Source organism: Cyanothece sp. BG0011, assembly GCF_003013815.1.
GTDB lineage: Bacteria > Cyanobacteriota > Cyanobacteriia > Cyanobacteriales > Microcystaceae > Crocosphaera.
Genome location: NZ_PRLH01000092.1, coordinates 94,184 through 107,890, shown reverse-complemented (window position 1 = coordinate 107,890; position 13,707 = coordinate 94,184). Strand labels below are relative to the sequence as shown.

The 13,707-nt window shown below is 37.3% G+C and carries 18 protein-coding genes; 8 read left to right on the top strand and 10 right to left on the bottom strand.

Annotated features, from left to right (window positions below):
- A partial coding sequence (larC, locus tag C4E06_RS11255) for a nickel pincer cofactor biosynthesis protein LarC (protein WP_107668140.1) occupies positions 1-660 on the bottom strand: 660 nt, incomplete at its 3' end.
- 4 nt (positions 661-664) lie between these two features.
- On the opposite strand from larC, the gene C4E06_RS11250 reads away from it, so the two are divergent.
- From C4E06_RS11250 to C4E06_RS11240, 3 genes are read left to right on the top strand one after another with little or no spacing between them, the layout of a single operon-like run.
- Positions 665-1,318: an L-threonylcarbamoyladenylate synthase gene (locus C4E06_RS11250; RefSeq protein ID WP_107668139.1), complete on the top strand. Its 654-nt coding sequence runs from the start codon at positions 665-667 to the stop codon at positions 1,316-1,318.
- Positions 1,319-1,346: 28 nt separating this feature from the next.
- A complete protein-coding gene (gene rfbC / locus C4E06_RS11245; protein ID WP_107668138.1) occupies positions 1,347-1,892 on the top strand; it encodes a dTDP-4-dehydrorhamnose 3,5-epimerase in 546 nt (181 codons plus the stop codon).
- Positions 1,893-1,900: 8 nt separating this feature from the next.
- Positions 1,901-2,752 (top strand): oxaloacetate decarboxylase, encoded by an 852-nt coding sequence (locus C4E06_RS11240; protein ID WP_107668137.1) that lies wholly within the window; start codon positions 1,901-1,903, stop codon positions 2,750-2,752.
- A 377-nt stretch (positions 2,753-3,129) separates the two neighbouring features.
- On the opposite strand, the gene C4E06_RS11235 is transcribed toward C4E06_RS11240, so the two are convergent.
- Complete coding sequence (locus C4E06_RS11235; RefSeq protein WP_107668136.1) at positions 3,130-3,903, bottom strand: Uma2 family endonuclease; 774 nt, start codon at positions 3,901-3,903, stop codon at positions 3,130-3,132.
- A 72-nt stretch (positions 3,904-3,975) separates the two neighbouring features.
- Between C4E06_RS11235 and C4E06_RS11230 the strand changes: the two genes are divergently transcribed.
- Positions 3,976-4,683 (top strand): response regulator transcription factor, encoded by a 708-nt coding sequence (locus tag C4E06_RS11230; protein ID WP_107668135.1) that lies wholly within the window; start codon positions 3,976-3,978, stop codon positions 4,681-4,683.
- Here C4E06_RS11230 and C4E06_RS11225 read toward each other — a convergent pair.
- From C4E06_RS11225 to C4E06_RS11210, 4 genes are all read right to left on the bottom strand, one after another.
- Complete coding sequence (locus C4E06_RS11225; protein WP_107668134.1) at positions 4,680-5,021, bottom strand: type II toxin-antitoxin system PemK/MazF family toxin; 342 nt, start codon at positions 5,019-5,021, stop codon at positions 4,680-4,682. The two genes, C4E06_RS11230 and C4E06_RS11225, sit on opposite strands and share 4 nt — an antisense overlap.
- The gene (locus C4E06_RS11220) at positions 5,021-5,293 is read right to left on the bottom strand and encodes a ribbon-helix-helix domain-containing protein (protein WP_198648549.1); all 273 of its coding nucleotides are present in this window, start codon (positions 5,291-5,293) and stop codon (positions 5,021-5,023) included. Before C4E06_RS11220 ends, C4E06_RS11225 begins: the two co-directional genes overlap by 1 nt.
- 250 nt (positions 5,294-5,543) lie before the next feature.
- Positions 5,544-5,738 (bottom strand): hypothetical protein, encoded by a 195-nt coding sequence (locus C4E06_RS11215; protein WP_107668132.1) that lies wholly within the window; start codon positions 5,736-5,738, stop codon positions 5,544-5,546.
- Complete coding sequence (locus C4E06_RS11210; protein WP_107668131.1) at positions 5,725-6,195, bottom strand: PIN domain-containing protein; 471 nt, start codon at positions 6,193-6,195, stop codon at positions 5,725-5,727. The genes C4E06_RS11215 and C4E06_RS11210 overlap by 14 nt, the downstream gene beginning before the upstream one ends.
- A 434-nt stretch (positions 6,196-6,629) precedes the next feature.
- On the opposite strand from C4E06_RS11210, the gene C4E06_RS11205 reads away from it, so the two are divergent.
- Positions 6,630-7,361: an FkbM family methyltransferase gene (locus tag C4E06_RS11205; RefSeq protein WP_157951148.1), complete on the top strand. Its 732-nt coding sequence runs from the start codon at positions 6,630-6,632 to the stop codon at positions 7,359-7,361.
- 106 nt (positions 7,362-7,467) lie between these two features.
- On the opposite strand, the gene C4E06_RS11200 is transcribed toward C4E06_RS11205, so the two are convergent.
- The gene (locus C4E06_RS11200; protein ID WP_107668129.1) at positions 7,468-10,176 is read right to left on the bottom strand and encodes a tetratricopeptide repeat protein; all 2,709 of its coding nucleotides are present in this window, start codon (positions 10,174-10,176) and stop codon (positions 7,468-7,470) included.
- Between the two features lie 363 nt (positions 10,177-10,539).
- Between C4E06_RS11200 and C4E06_RS11195 the strand changes: the two genes are divergently transcribed.
- A complete protein-coding gene (locus C4E06_RS11195; protein WP_107668128.1) occupies positions 10,540-10,830 on the top strand; it encodes a hypothetical protein in 291 nt (96 codons plus the stop codon).
- On the opposite strand, the gene C4E06_RS11190 is transcribed toward C4E06_RS11195, so the two are convergent.
- On the bottom strand, positions 10,810-11,154 hold the full coding sequence (locus C4E06_RS11190; RefSeq protein ID WP_107668127.1) for a toxin-antitoxin system HicB family antitoxin: 345 nt from the start codon (positions 11,152-11,154) through the stop codon (positions 10,810-10,812). The two genes, C4E06_RS11195 and C4E06_RS11190, sit on opposite strands and share 21 nt — an antisense overlap.
- A gap of 87 nt (positions 11,155-11,241) precedes the next feature.
- Between C4E06_RS11190 and C4E06_RS11185 the strand changes: the two genes are divergently transcribed.
- Complete coding sequence (locus C4E06_RS11185) at positions 11,242-11,454, top strand: hypothetical protein (RefSeq protein ID WP_107668126.1); 213 nt, start codon at positions 11,242-11,244, stop codon at positions 11,452-11,454.
- Positions 11,444-11,770, top strand: coding sequence for a type II toxin-antitoxin system PemK/MazF family toxin (locus C4E06_RS11180; RefSeq protein WP_107668125.1), 327 nt, complete (start codon positions 11,444-11,446; stop codon positions 11,768-11,770). The genes C4E06_RS11185 and C4E06_RS11180 overlap by 11 nt, the downstream gene beginning before the upstream one ends.
- Positions 11,771-11,848: 78 nt before the next feature.
- Here the strand turns inward: C4E06_RS11180 and C4E06_RS11175 are convergent, their stop codons facing one another.
- Both C4E06_RS11175 and C4E06_RS11170 read right to left on the bottom strand, forming a co-directional pair.
- On the bottom strand, positions 11,849-12,490 hold the full coding sequence (locus C4E06_RS11175; protein WP_107668124.1) for a type IV pilin protein: 642 nt from the start codon (positions 12,488-12,490) through the stop codon (positions 11,849-11,851).
- 413 nt (positions 12,491-12,903) lie between these two features.
- Positions 12,904-13,551, bottom strand: coding sequence for a type IV pilin protein (locus C4E06_RS11170; protein ID WP_107668123.1), 648 nt, complete (start codon positions 13,549-13,551; stop codon positions 12,904-12,906).
- Between the last annotated feature and the right edge of the window lie 156 nt (positions 13,552-13,707).

The window sequence follows — 13,707 nt, the reverse complement described above, 5'->3', positions numbered from 1 at the left end:
AAAACTTTTAACTAAGGTAACTGCGATCGCTGCCCCGGTAGGCGTGACTAATTCTTTCTCAATCTTGTTACTATAAATAGGAACTTGTCGGGACTCCCATAACTTCAATACTGCAGGCACCGGCACCGGCAAACGGCCATGGGCTGCCCACACTGTCCCCCCACCAGTGGGTAACGCAGAACAATATAACTCATCTATGTCTAAATAATCTAGCCCCAGACAACTGCCGACAATGTCCACGATGGCATCCGTTGCCCCCACTTCATGAAAATGTACCTTTTCCGGTGAAATCCCGTGTACAGCGCCTTCTGCTACCGCTAAACGACGAAATATATCCAGACTCCACTGTGTCACCCGTGAGGGTAAGTTAGCCTCTTTGATGATCCTTTCAATTTCAGGAAGATGACGGGCAGGGGTATGATGGTGATGGTGATGGTGATGCTCATCAGACTCATCTTTAAGCAACTTAACATGAACCTTAGTAGCCTGTTGTCCCTTGCGTTGTACTTTTTCTTGACTTAACGTATATTCGTGGTCAATTTTTAACCCTTTGAGTTGCTCAATCAAGTATTCTAAAGGAACACCGCTATCGACTAAAGCCCCTAAACACATATCCCCGGCAATCCCTGTTACACAGTCTAAATAAGCTATTTTGGTCATAATTATGGCTATTTTATACGATCTTCATCCCGAAAACCCTCAACCCCGTCGCATTGACGAAATCTGTGATTCCCTAAAGAAAGGGGCAATCATGTTATATCCTACCGATACAGTGTATGCGATCGGTTGCGATCTTAATAGTAAATCAGCCGTGCAACGGGTACGACAATTAAAGCAATTATCCAATGATAAACCCTTGACCTTTTTATGTTCTTCTCTGTCCAATATTTCCGAATATGCCGGGGTAACAGACGAAGCTTATCGTATCATGAAACGGGTGATTCCTGGCCCTTATACTTTCTTGTTACCGGCTACTAAAGCTGTGCCAAAATTAGTGATGAGTCCTAAGCGGAAAACCACAGGTATTCGAGTACCGAATCATCCCATTTGTCAAGCTATTTTAACAGAATTAAATAATCCGATTATTTCGACTTCTGCCCATTTACCGGATGAAGAGGGAGACTTTCCCACCATTGGTTTAGAAAAAGCAAGATTGTTTGATATATTAGAAAGTCAGGTTGACCTCATTATCGATAATAGTTTAGAACCTGGTTTTGAAGTGTCTACCATTTTGGATATGACTTCTGATCCCCCTTCAATTATTCGTCAAGGTTTGGGATGGGAAGAATTAAAAAATTGGGTAACAATGGAAGTATAATTCAGTTATCAGTTATCAGTTATTAACTATGAATGTAATTAAAACAAAAATTCCTGATGTTGTCATTATCGAACCCCGTGTTTTTGGTGATGATCGTGGCTTTTTTTATGAAAGTTATAATCAAAAAAGTTTCTCTGAGGCAACGGGAATAGAACGAAATTTTGTACAGGATAATCATTCGCGATCACAAAAAAATGTCCTGCGAGGACTTCATTATCAAATTCAACAACCTCAAGGAAAATTAGTTCGGGTTGTGGTGGGTGAAGTGTTAGATGTAGCGGTGGATATTCGTAAAAGTTCCCCCACTTTTGGACAATGGGTAAGTTGTCTTTTAAGTGCAGAAAATAAACGTCAGTTTTGGGTTCCTGAAGGGTTTGCTCACGGGTTTGTTGTCTTATCTGATGCTGCTGAATTTCTCTACAAAACCACTAATTATTATGCTCCACAACATGAAAGAAGTATTTTATGGAATGATCCCGATCTTGCTATCGACTGGCAGTTAAAAGGAGAACCCAAATTATCTAAAAAAGATCAAGATGGTTTACCTTTTAAAGAAGCAGAAGTCTTTGAATAAAATGGTTTATGAACTCAGCTAAGCAGTTACGCCAACTATTAGATAACCCTGGAATTATAGCAGCCCCGGCTGTTTATGATTGTATCGGATCTAAGTTAGCCCAAAAAGCAGGATTTTCTTTGATTTTTACCAGTGGTTTCGGTATGTCTGCCTCTTTATTGGGACTTCCTGATCTGGGTTTTTTAACCGCAACAGAAATGTTAAATCAAGTCAGAAATATTATTAAATCTGTTAATATTCCTGTGATTTGTGATATCGATACGGGGTATGGAAATGTTTTAAATGTACAAAGAACAGTAGAAGATATTGTTCATTTTGGGGCAGCAGGAATTATCCTTGAAGATCAACAATGGCCTAAAAAATGCGGTCATTTTGAAGGGAAAAAAGTGGTTGAAACAGAAGAAATGGTTAAGAAGATAAAAGCAGCCGTAACAGCTAAAAATAACAGTGATTTAGTTATAATAGGTAGAACCGATGCACGGGCTATTTATGGATTAGATGAAGCCTTATATCGAGGGAAAAAATATCAAGAAGCCGGTGCGGATATTATCTTTATCGAAGCCCCTCAAACCAGAGAAGAATTAGAAAAAATTAGTAATTATTTTCCTGATGTTCCTTTATTAGCCAATATTATAGAAGGAGGAAAAACACCCTGTTTATCATTAGAAGAGTTAGAAGCAATGGGCTTTAAAATCGTTGCTTATGCCCTATCAGGTTTACTAAGTTCGACTAATGCTCTGCTTCACTGTTTCCAACAATTACAAGAAAAAGGAAGCACAGATATGACTAATAATACCTTTCAATTTGATGATTTTAAAGATTTAATTGAAGTTGAAAAATACAACAAATTGACAGATTAAAATGAGGCAGTAAATCAGTATAAAGAGTAACTTAAACCTTAGTCAGTGAGGTTCTCTTATCATGGGATAACCATACTAAGAAGTTTCGATGTTTGTTCTGTTTTCATTTGAAATGATATAAAGCTTATCTTTTATTGATTTTGGTGAAAATACTGAACCAGAAACGGAATAGAATTAGCTCAATTTCTATTACTCACATCTTGCACCTTTGCTAATCCCCCACACCCCCCACACCCCCCACACCCCCCTTTATAAGGGGGGCAGGGGGGGGTAGGGGGCAGGGGGGGGGTAGGGAATAGAGTTTATTGTTTAGTTTTTATGTACTGGGGTAAGATATTAGTATTAGTTTTAGTGATTCAAAGCAATAGGGAACTCGGTTACATTTCATTGGGATCGATCCCTAATTCTCTTAACTTTGCAGCCAAAATATCAGCCCGTTGCCGTTCAGTTTCAGCCCGTTGCCGTTCAGTTTCAGCCCGTTGTCGTTCAGTTTCAGCCCGTTGCCGTTCCATTTCTGCCCGTTGATGTTCAATTTCTGCCTCTTCCCTGGGTAATAAGACTAAATTCCCTTGTAAATCGTAAAATCTTAACCAAAAAGCGGACTCATTTAAGACCTTACCTTCCCAAGTCCCTAAATATAACTCTAACGTCTCACAAAATAACCAACCCTGTTGATCGGCTACAATCTCACTATAGGTTTGCTGACTATTTAATCGCCATCCTTGCAACGATGTGGCATCATAAGGATCGTAAATATAATATTCTCTAGTCTTAAAAATTTGCTCATAGAGGTTTTTTTTGTCCGTTTTATCAATATTTGCTGTAGAATCAGACATTAATTCCACAATAACATCAGGATACCGCCCATTTTCTTGCCAAACAATCCAAGCCTTGCGGTCTACAGTCCCATCCACATTCAACGTAACAAAAAAATCAGGCCCTCGAAAATCTCGATTCATCCGTTGCGTGGCACTATAATAAACAAACATATTACCCCCGGCAAAAAAGTCCTCACGGGGTAACAATGCTTGATAAACCGAGTCAATTAAAACATTCATTGCAATGCGGTGGCGGTTCGTTTCCAAGGGTTCTCCGTCATCATAAATGAGTTCATCTTTGGGTAAATTAAGATAAGGGGAAAGGGTTTCCATAAAAATATTATCATTGCACCTTATAATTATAATAGCAGAATGATTTATTGATAATTTAAAGTAAAAATATTGATGAAAATATTAATTGTTGAAGATGAAATGGAAATCGCTAAGCTCATTCAAAGCACATTAGAAAGAGAGTCTTTTGAATGTATGGTCGCTTATGATGGGTTAACTGCTTTAGATTTATTCCAAAAACAAGAACCGGATTTAATTGTTTTAGATTTAATGTTACCTAAACTTGATGGGTTAGAAGTTTGTACCCGTATTCGTCAACAAATAACCGTTAAAGACCCTTATATTTTGATGTTAACGGCCAAAGGAGAAGAAATTGATCGAGTCATTGGTTTATCAACCGGGGCCGATGATTATTTAGTTAAACCCTTTAGTCCCATCGAATTAGTGGCTAGAGTTCGCGCCTTATTAAGACGTAGTTTAAGACATGGGGGAAATCAAAATAATGTTTATGAAAGTCCCCATTTTATGGTTGATTTAGATAAACATTCTGCGATTAAAAAAACAGATAAGAATAAAGAAGAACCGTTAGAATTAACCACCTTAGAATTTAACTTATTATCTACCTTTATGAGTTATCCAGGGAGAGTCTGGAGTCGAACCCAACTAATAGACAAATTATGGGGTAATGACTTTTTTGGAGATGAAAGAGTGGTGGATACTCATGTCAGAAGATTACGTAAAAAAATTGAACCTGACACAGCTAACCCTACTTTTATTAAAACCGTTGTGGGAGTAGGCTATAAATTTGAAGATGAGGGTTAAATTAAATCTAGAGCAATTGATAAAGCTTGATTTAATTGTTTAATTATCTGATCTTGAAGCGTTCCTCTCAGACGTAGAAAACGAGTTTTTGATAATACTCTAACTTGATCTGCCATAGCGATAGAATCATTCGTTAATCCACCTTCTCCGGCTCTAATTAGCACTTGCGTCGGATAAATTCGTTTATTGTCTCGATAAGTTGTGCAAGGAACAGCTAATACCACCGGACTATAAGCATTAATAGCATCACGACTGACAATAATGACGGGGCGAGTTCCCCCTTGTTCAGAACCTTCGATGGGTTCGAGACGAGCATCATAGAGTTGTCCTCGTTGCATTAAGATTGTTCCCCTATCTCCCAAGCTTCCCAGCTTCCTGGGGCAAATTCCGTTTCCATTTGCAATACTTGGGCTTGGTACTCAGGATCTTGAGCCATTTCTACTAATAGACTGTCAATTTCTTCTCTTTTTAGCTGTTCTAATGCTTTTTGTAGGGCTAATGCAATGAAATCATTGCGATTTTTAGCTTTACCTTCTTTAACTCTTATATCAGTTTCTTCTAGTAAACTTTTAGGCAAAGTTACTGTGGTACGAATTAGAGATTTTTCCATCATTTTTAATGCCTAGTTTGATGTCGTAACTAGCATTGATTTTAACATATAAGAATATAACAAGCTCACCCCTAAGCGATCGCCTTTCTATTCCCCCAAAGATTCCATTTCATACCTCCAGAGAACAAACTTGATAGCAACCGTCAACAGACTTGCTCCCATTACATTCTCCAGAAATTGTATTTTATTTCCCTAAAGACTAAATGGAAAAATTTAACTTAATCATTTTCTTTGCTGAATAAATTAGAGTTTATGATTCAATTTTTTTTTGTTCAAGAAAACTCTCAAGGTCTTCAAAATTCAACTTATCTAACCATTGATGGCGTTCTTTTGTATAATCACCATAACCTACTTCTAGTTGTTGTAAAAATTTAATGGCTCCTACTACTCCTAAAGCTTCAATCAAAGCTTGATAACCTTGCTGTCTAAGTTCACTTAATTTCATCATTATCTCCCTGCAATTGTAAAAGATTGATTAACCAACTTACGGGATTATCCACTGGTATCTTAATTATACTACTATGCTGTTTGGCTCTGCGGAATAAGCGATCATCTGTTGTTAGGAAAATATCTGCTTCCGCTACTTCAGCAAAGGCAAGGTGTAATGCGTCATAGAATTTAAAATTTAGCTTCATTAAATCTTTCGCTCTTGATTTAATTCTTTCATTTGAATTAATGTAAATACTGGCTAATGATAATATATTTTTTACCTGTTCTATCTTAAAATTATCAATATTCTTGCTTATTTCAAATTCAATGGCATCACTATTAATTAAAATTAATAATCCATTTGCGCAGTAATTGAGAATCATATTAATTGCTTCTGCTTCTAGTTTAATCCTTTCCTGTGTCAAATCATCCAACGGGCGATTAAGACAGCAAACATCAAGATAAACTTTCATAAGTCACTTAACATATTTTTATTTCTTGTTATCTTAAATCAATAAAACCGTAAGAGTCAACGACCATTGACTCTAAAAAAATCTGAAATAAAAGCGATCGCCTTTCTATTCCCCCAGAGATCGTGTACTTTTTCCCCCCATTAAAATAGTAATAAGAAGGTAAGTTGAAAAGAATGATTGATCTATCAGTAAACATACTTAAATTATGTATTTTTTCTGATTGGGTGATCGGTTAAAGAGAAAATTTGGGTATCTTAAGTCCGTAGATATGTAGAGCATTTATTGAGACGACTCTAGAAGACATCAATAATTCTCATACAGTTAAGCATATCTTTGAAAATTTGGGTCTTTCTTGGTCAGAAACTCTTGAAAAAGCTGTTGGTAAACCTCAAGATAATTCTTCTTTTCTTAAACCTAATAATGGAAGTAACACCATGACTAAAACCATAAATGAATCGAGTTTATCCTTTAAACATGGTAATAATGTAGTTCCTGTTAGTTTCCCTAATTCGGGAAATGCTCAACACCATATTACTAATATATTGTCAGGACAAGATTATCCTGTTTTACATTGTCACTTTCAACCAGATTGTATTATTGATATTGGGGCGAATATCGGTGCAACTGCTTTATTTTTTACGGATGTTTATCCTAATGCAGATTGTTATTGTTATGAACCCTGTCCCTCTACCTTTACTTATTTACAGAAAAATACTAGTTTTCTTGACAGAATTAAAATATTTAACTGTGGTTTAAGTAATGAATCAAGGGAACTGAAATTATATATCGGAAATGCTCAATGTTTACAAAATTCTCTTTACTCAAGTGTCGAAGTTACTGAAAACTTTGAAATAGCAACGATCAAACCTGCATCAACTGAATTGAAAGAGATTATGAGTGGGAAACGATGTGTGCTTAAAATTGATACTGAGGGTTGCGAAGTTCCTATTCTAGAAGAGATTAAGGACTATTTAGATAATGTTGATATCTTCTATTTAGAGTATCACAGCGAAGAAGATAGAAGGGCAATTGATAATTTAGTTGCTCCACAGTTTAGCCTCTGTTGGTCAAAAGCTTCAATGGTACATCGTGGCAATCTTATGTATCTATCTCAGCGTCTTTTATCAGAGTTACCTCAGTTAGATGCAATGGCCATTAGAAGATAGTTATATTAATTCTCAAAAATAGCTAGAGTAGGGGTCAACGGCCGTTGACCCCTACAAACATATTGATTGTTTTGTAGAGACGTTTCATGAAACGTCTCTACATAGATTAAGATTCCTTAGCTTGATGATCTTTGACTGCTTGCTCATAGAAACTTTCTAAAGCATCCATAGCCACTTGATCCTCATAAAGTCGATGATGATTAGCTTTAATGTTTTCTCTGAGTTCTTTTCGCCATTGGGGATCATGTCCTAATTTGATTGCCATAGCGATATAGTCTTCTTCTGAATAGGTAATCGTTTCTTCGACTCCGAGGGTTTTTAAAATAGCGTAAGCATGACGGCCCCGCATAAACTCCCCTGGACAAGTCACCACCGGTAAATTACAGGCGATCGCTTCTAAAGTAGTATTACCCCCTGACCAACTTAACGTATCGAGGAAAACATCGGAAACGAGATTGAGGGATAGATACTCATGACGATTCAACCGAGGCACAATAACACAATATTGTTCACTATCGAGGCCCACGTCAGCAAATGCTCGTTTAAGGCGATTTTTAAACTGCTGAGTGATTTTAGGACTATTACTGGATTCTAAAAAGGCAAATTGAGCATTAGGAACCTCTAGAGCAATACGAGGAAAAATATAATCGTATTGGGGTAAATATTTGTAGAGAGACTGACAGGATAGATAAACCACCGCTTCATCAGATAGATTGAATGTCTCTCTAGGATTAGGATGATCAGGAATAGAAGGCGTTTCGTAAGCAATACTAATATTAGGTAGTCTGATCAATTTCTCGGTATAGTGATCTTCTCCATTTTCGGGTTCCATCAAATCCGAGGTTAAAAAGTAATCCATCGTAGGAGAACCGGTGGTGATGGGATGGCCCCAACTGACGCATTGAATCGGGGCTAATCTTAACCCTGCTAATAAAGTCATCATGGGAGTCATACCCACATCAGGAAAGACTAAAATATCCAGTTTATCTTTCAGAATGGTCTCTGCAACTTCCGAAAGATTGTAATAAGTGGGGATATGATGAAAACTGTCACTTAAAACTTGGAATTTCTCTGTTTGAACATCACTGGTTTTATTGATGGCATAGCTATGAATTGTAAATTTATCTCGATCAGCTTGTTTGAGCCAACCTAAAAAGAGTCTACCCACAGTGTGATAATACATTGAGGCTGAGAGGTAACCGATCCTGAGTTTTCGATTTGGTAAACCAGGTTCTAGGGAACGGGGTTGAACATATTGAGGAAAGCGTAAACTAAGCACTTTGTGTACATATTCCCCATATTTCTTTTGTATCGGTTTGTCGTCTCGGCCTTGGTATTGTAAATAAAAGTTGGTGTGTTGTGCTAAAGAGTTAGTCAGTTGAGCTATTTTTTTTGTGGTAAGTTGTTCCGGTTGATCAATTCCTGAACTATCAATGAATTCATAGAGATGATCTGTAAAACGCTGACGATAACGCTCTATTTCGTCAGGGGTATCGTAGATAATAGGCAGAAGCCATTGTTTGAGTTGTTTAATTAAACTATTCCCTGGTATGGCTTCTTCTGCTTTAGCAATGATGGTTAAGGCTGCTTCTATATCTCCCAAGGAATGATATAAATAAATTAAAAGTTTATACATTTGATGAGACTTAGGCTCTAATTCAATGCCTTTTTTGCCAACTTCAATGGCTTGATCATAATTTTTCAGTTTCTCATAAGTTTTAAATAAATCACAATATACTTTCAAGTTATGCGGATCTTTCTGAATATATTGATGGTAATAATCAATGGCTGATTCATAGTCACCACAGATAAAAGCAGCATCACCAAAATGTAATAACGCGAGTTCTTCTTCTTGAGCTAATTGGTAGGTTTCCGCTAATCCTAAGAGAACAGAATGATCATTAGGACTAAGTTCTAAGGCTTTTTTATAGTAGTTAATGATATCTTTAAACCGAGTGGGGGGACAGATATTTTCTAATTTGGCTTGCTCTAGAAGAAGATTGCCTAAGTTTAAATAACAGCCAAAATGATCAGGAATATTGGCGATCGCCTGTTGATAAACTTGTTCGGTTTCTAACCATCTCTTTTCTCTTTTTAACATCCTCCCTAAACAAATATAGGTATCAAGATGTTTGGGATCAAGTTCTAGGCATTTTTGATAAGCAGCAATGGCTAATTCAGTTCGGTTTACATCTTCAAGAATTAACCCCAAACCATAATAATAAACAGATTTATTCGGGTTTAATTCAAGAGCCTTTTGTATGGCTTGGTAAGCTTGAGGATAGGCTTCTAATTGATAATAAAGCATCCCTAAATTATGCCAAACATGGGGCAAATTATCATCAAGTTCAATAATTTCTAAAAATTTCTGTTTCCCTTCTTCTAAATTCTTCTCGACAACCGCTAATAATCCTTCTTCTAAAAGCTGTTTGACTTGGGATTGAATGGTTATAGTTAACTTTGAATGTTCATAGTTAGGATCAATTTCTTGGATCACTTGTTGTAAACGTTTTCCTGTAATTAAATTCCCTTGGGAACAAAGACGCTCAATAGCACTGTCTAAAATAATAATTAACTCTTGTTCCCAGTGAGGATGATGGTCTAATTCTCCCGATAATAAAGGCATCATCCACGCTTCTTGCGCTTCTTCTTCTTGTTTGTTTAAAAAGTAGGCTAACCCTAAATACCAATAATCTTCTAAGCGATCGCTTTTGGTTTCTAGACATTGATGATAAAGAGAAATGGCCGCTTGATATTGCTGTTCATTTAAAGCTTGTTGTGCTTCTATTTCTAGGGAGGTTAACTGTATAGACATTTTAGAATACCATTACAACTTAGAGCGAGTTTTGCAATTAATAGAGTCCGTTTCAAAACAAAGCTTTTCTGCACAAGTTCCTGACTGACTTGTGTAAAAATACTTATTCATTTCCTTGAAAACTCCTACGGATATTCATATAGTACCCGCATTTCTCCTGAAACCTATCACTTAGACATAAAATTCTAGTAGTCAAAGATTGATTAATAGCGTAGGGGTAGTTTTGTTGTTAATTATTAGACCAATTAATAAATAAAATCAATCTGCCCTCATTCTAGCTCAATTGATCATAGAATCAGAATAGAAAATTATGTTATAATAATTATTGATATGTATTAATAATAGTGTTTTAAAGCAAAAATTATGGCAACACTTAATTTAAACCATATCCCTGATGATATGATGAGCCAAATTCAACAGTTAGCAGAACAAAACCATCAATCTGTTGACGCACAAGCGGTTTTTCTATTAAAACAAGCTTTACAAGCTCAAAATATTATCCTGAATTCTCAGAAAGAAAACGAAAAAAATATTGACCCTGAAAATGATCCTATTTGGGATTTGGGAAAACATCCGGTAGAAGATACGATAACAGATGCGTCTGTCAATCTTGATGGTTATCTTTATCATTTTTTAATCATTAGTTTCAGTTAATTTCGATTTATTTTGAATCAGAGTTTCAAATTTATTGACGATTTCTTGTGTTAATTCACTTTCTGGTTTTACTGATTCTCGCTTCGATAAAATTTCTTTTATTTGAGTCGTCGATGTTTGACCCAATTCAACTAATAAATCTTTGAATTGTTGCTCTTGTTTCGCTTTATCTAGTTCTGATTTGATAATCATTGTATAGTTAGAAGCTACTTGATAAGTGAGAGCAGAAATGATGTATTGATTAAGAGATACCCCTTCTTTTTCTGCTAAATTAATTAGTTTTTGATGCAGAATTTCTGGCAACTTTAAAGTTAACTTATTCATATTTCCTCACTCTACTTTACTAATTTATTGATTAATTCTATAATACTATAGGTAAATATTATCATTTTAAACATCATCATTAAACCAATGAAAAGCAGTATTATCAATATTACTTATGAAATTGAAATTCAGCCAGGAGAAAAGTTAACTTTGCCCTCTTCTTTAGTAGATAAAATAGGGGCAGGAAATTGGGTGATTACCATTCAGCCAAAATCAATGGAAATGGACACGATTCGCAGTCATAGTGCTTTTCTCAATGGTTATTCACCAGAAGATGAGGGGTTATACGATGACTATTGAAGCAGGTGAGTTTTGGGTGGCGAAAATTCCTTTCACTAATGGAATTAGCACTAAGAAACGTCCTGTTCTTGTATTGTGGTGTGATGGCGAAGATGTGGTTGTTGCAGTTGTCACCTCTGCTTCTCCCCGTTCTCCAACTGATGTCTTGATTCAAGATTGGTCGATTAGTGGGTTACGAGTCCCTTCCACAGTTCGTTTGTCTAGACTGGATTGTTTAGAAAAGTCCCTACTGTTAACAAAAATTGGTCGTGTTTCTCAAGGTGATGCTCAGACAATTAAGAAAATATGGAGTCTATACATTAGACTTGAATTTTAACCCCAAAAAACACACCCCCCAAAAACAATTAAAACAGGTGGCAACCGTAACGAACCACCTGATTAGTACACCCTAAACCTACTTAACTTCATCCGTTCTACTCGTCTGACAAGCAGCCAAGGTCGGTAAATTAGTAACACCGCCACTAAGAATACCATTGGTAGTCCCTGTAACTAATTTTGGGTTCGTCCCATCAACACTGACAATACTCAGTCGGTATTGAGTAGGTCTTTGGGCAGCATTGGCTCGACAAACCACAGAGGAAAAAGTCCGAGCTTCATCATCGTAGTTGACAGCAGAAGAGTAGTCACGGGTTCCATTTTGACCATTGGCATCTCCATTAAAACTACCATCGATTACGTTACTGGTAGCCGGATCTCGGTTAATACCAGCAGCCCCCATAATTCCTGGGGTGCTAGTATCAAGAAAAATACCATAAAATTTCTCATTACCCACAGGTACTTCTAATTCGTTTAAGTTCTGAGCAAATTCACCTCTTTCAACAAAAACAGTTTGTTGGGCGCGGTTCATGGCACCGAGGGTACTTTTAGCTTCAGATTCACGGGCCTTCCCCACTTGTCCTAAGAGGTTGGGAAGAGCAATAGCTGCTAATACCCCAATAATAATCACAACCACTAATAATTCAATTAAGGTGAAACCCTGGTTACCTTTTTTGGTGGCGAGGGTTTTGACCAGGTTGGCTTTAAATAGGTTATTCATGGCTTTAAAATTCTGATGGTTTATTTTACAGTTGCGTAGGGGTCAACGGCCCTTGACTCATATCTTGCACCTTCGCTAACACCCCTAACCCCCCCTGCCCCCCTTTGAAAGGGGGGTGTGGGGGGTGTGGGGGGTAAGGGGCAGGGGGGGTAGGCAAGAGGCAAGAGGCAAGAGCGGTGAGACCCCGCGCCTTCGCATCTGCGCAAGGGAACGCTCACCAAGACAGGCAAGAGCGTTCAATTTTGATGCTAAATTATTCACAATTGACTACCTTGTCATAATTATTAAGTTTATTTGTTTTGGTGCAAGATGTGAGTTGACCCCTACAATGTCCCCTAATAAAAACAGGTGGCAACCCTAAGCAAACCACCTGAAATTATCTAAGATTACGTCAGTGTTAACACAGCCTAGTCTTACTTGACTTCTTCGGTGATGCCTGTGTCACAAGCTGCTAAATCATTAGCATCGGTGACACCACCACTGTTAATACCACCAACACCAGCGGGATCGATGACTTTACCATTAGCAGTGGGACTAGTATGAATAGCATACTGATTAGTTTGGTTACCATCAGAATTATTAGCCCGGCAGACAACGGTGGAGAAGGTACGAGCTACATCGTCGTAGTTGATGGCTGCAGCGTAGTCACGGGTTCCATTTTGACCGTTAGCAACACCACCAACGTCAGAAATGGTTCCATCATCGTTTCTGTTAATACCAACGGCTCCCATAATTCCACCTGTGGTACTATCCACAAAGATACCGTAGAATTTCTCGTTACCCACGGGGACTTCTAACTGAGCGATACTGTCAGCAAATTCGCCTCTTTCTGCAAAAGCAGTTTGTTGAGCGCGGTTCATTGCACCGAGGGTACTCTTCGCTTCAGATTCACGCGCTTTACCCACTTGACCTAAGAGGTTGGGAAGAGCGATGGCGGCTAATACACCGATAATAATAACAACAACTAATAATTCAATTAAGGTGAAACCTTTATTACCTTTTTTGTTAGCGATAGTTTTGAGTAAGTTCGCTTTGAAGGTAGAGTTAAATTTGTTATTCATTGGTTTAATGTTCCTTTTTGGTAGAGGTTAGTGTGTTTTTCGCTTCTAGATAGAACATACCCACCTCGATCACGAAACATATCACTTGGCTGAAAAATTTTTTTTTATTTTTTTTTGAGGAGGGTTGTGATCCCCCCTAACCCCCCTTTTTGAAAG

Coding starts and splice junctions, on each gene's coding strand:
- C4E06_RS11215 (WP_107668132.1), bottom strand. CDS start 5,738: ATGAAATTAAGTGAACTTAGACAGCAAGGTTATCAAGCTTTGATTGAA.
- C4E06_RS11225 (WP_107668134.1), bottom strand. CDS start 5,021: ATGCAACGAGGACAACTCTATGATGCTCGTCTCGAACCCATCGAAGGT.
- C4E06_RS11235 (WP_107668136.1), bottom strand. CDS start 3,903: ATGGAAACCCTTTCCCCTTATCTTAATTTACCCAAAGATGAACTCATT.
- C4E06_RS11240 (WP_107668137.1), top strand. CDS start 1,901: ATGAACTCAGCTAAGCAGTTACGCCAACTATTAGATAACCCTGGAATT.
- C4E06_RS11180 (WP_107668125.1), top strand. CDS start 11,444: ATGACTATTGAAGCAGGTGAGTTTTGGGTGGCGAAAATTCCTTTCACT.
- C4E06_RS11175 (WP_107668124.1), bottom strand. CDS start 12,490: ATGAATAACCTATTTAAAGCCAACCTGGTCAAAACCCTCGCCACCAAA.
- rfbC (WP_107668138.1), top strand. CDS start 1,347: ATGAATGTAATTAAAACAAAAATTCCTGATGTTGTCATTATCGAACCC.
- C4E06_RS11200 (WP_107668129.1), bottom strand. CDS start 10,176: ATGTCTATACAGTTAACCTCCCTAGAAATAGAAGCACAACAAGCTTTA.
- C4E06_RS11220 (WP_198648549.1), bottom strand. CDS start 5,293: ATGGAAAAATCTCTAATTCGTACCACAGTAACTTTGCCTAAAAGTTTA.
- C4E06_RS11170 (WP_107668123.1), bottom strand. CDS start 13,551: ATGAATAACAAATTTAACTCTACCTTCAAAGCGAACTTACTCAAAACT.
- C4E06_RS11205 (WP_157951148.1), top strand. CDS start 6,630: ATGACTAAAACCATAAATGAATCGAGTTTATCCTTTAAACATGGTAAT.
- C4E06_RS11230 (WP_107668135.1), top strand. CDS start 3,976: ATGAAAATATTAATTGTTGAAGATGAAATGGAAATCGCTAAGCTCATT.
- C4E06_RS11195 (WP_107668128.1), top strand. CDS start 10,540: ATGGCAACACTTAATTTAAACCATATCCCTGATGATATGATGAGCCAA.
- C4E06_RS11190 (WP_107668127.1), bottom strand. CDS start 11,154: ATGAATAAGTTAACTTTAAAGTTGCCAGAAATTCTGCATCAAAAACTA.
- C4E06_RS11250 (WP_107668139.1), top strand. CDS start 665: ATGGCTATTTTATACGATCTTCATCCCGAAAACCCTCAACCCCGTCGC.
- C4E06_RS11210 (WP_107668131.1), bottom strand. CDS start 6,195: ATGAAAGTTTATCTTGATGTTTGCTGTCTTAATCGCCCGTTGGATGAT.
- C4E06_RS11185 (WP_107668126.1), top strand. CDS start 11,242: ATGAAAAGCAGTATTATCAATATTACTTATGAAATTGAAATTCAGCCA.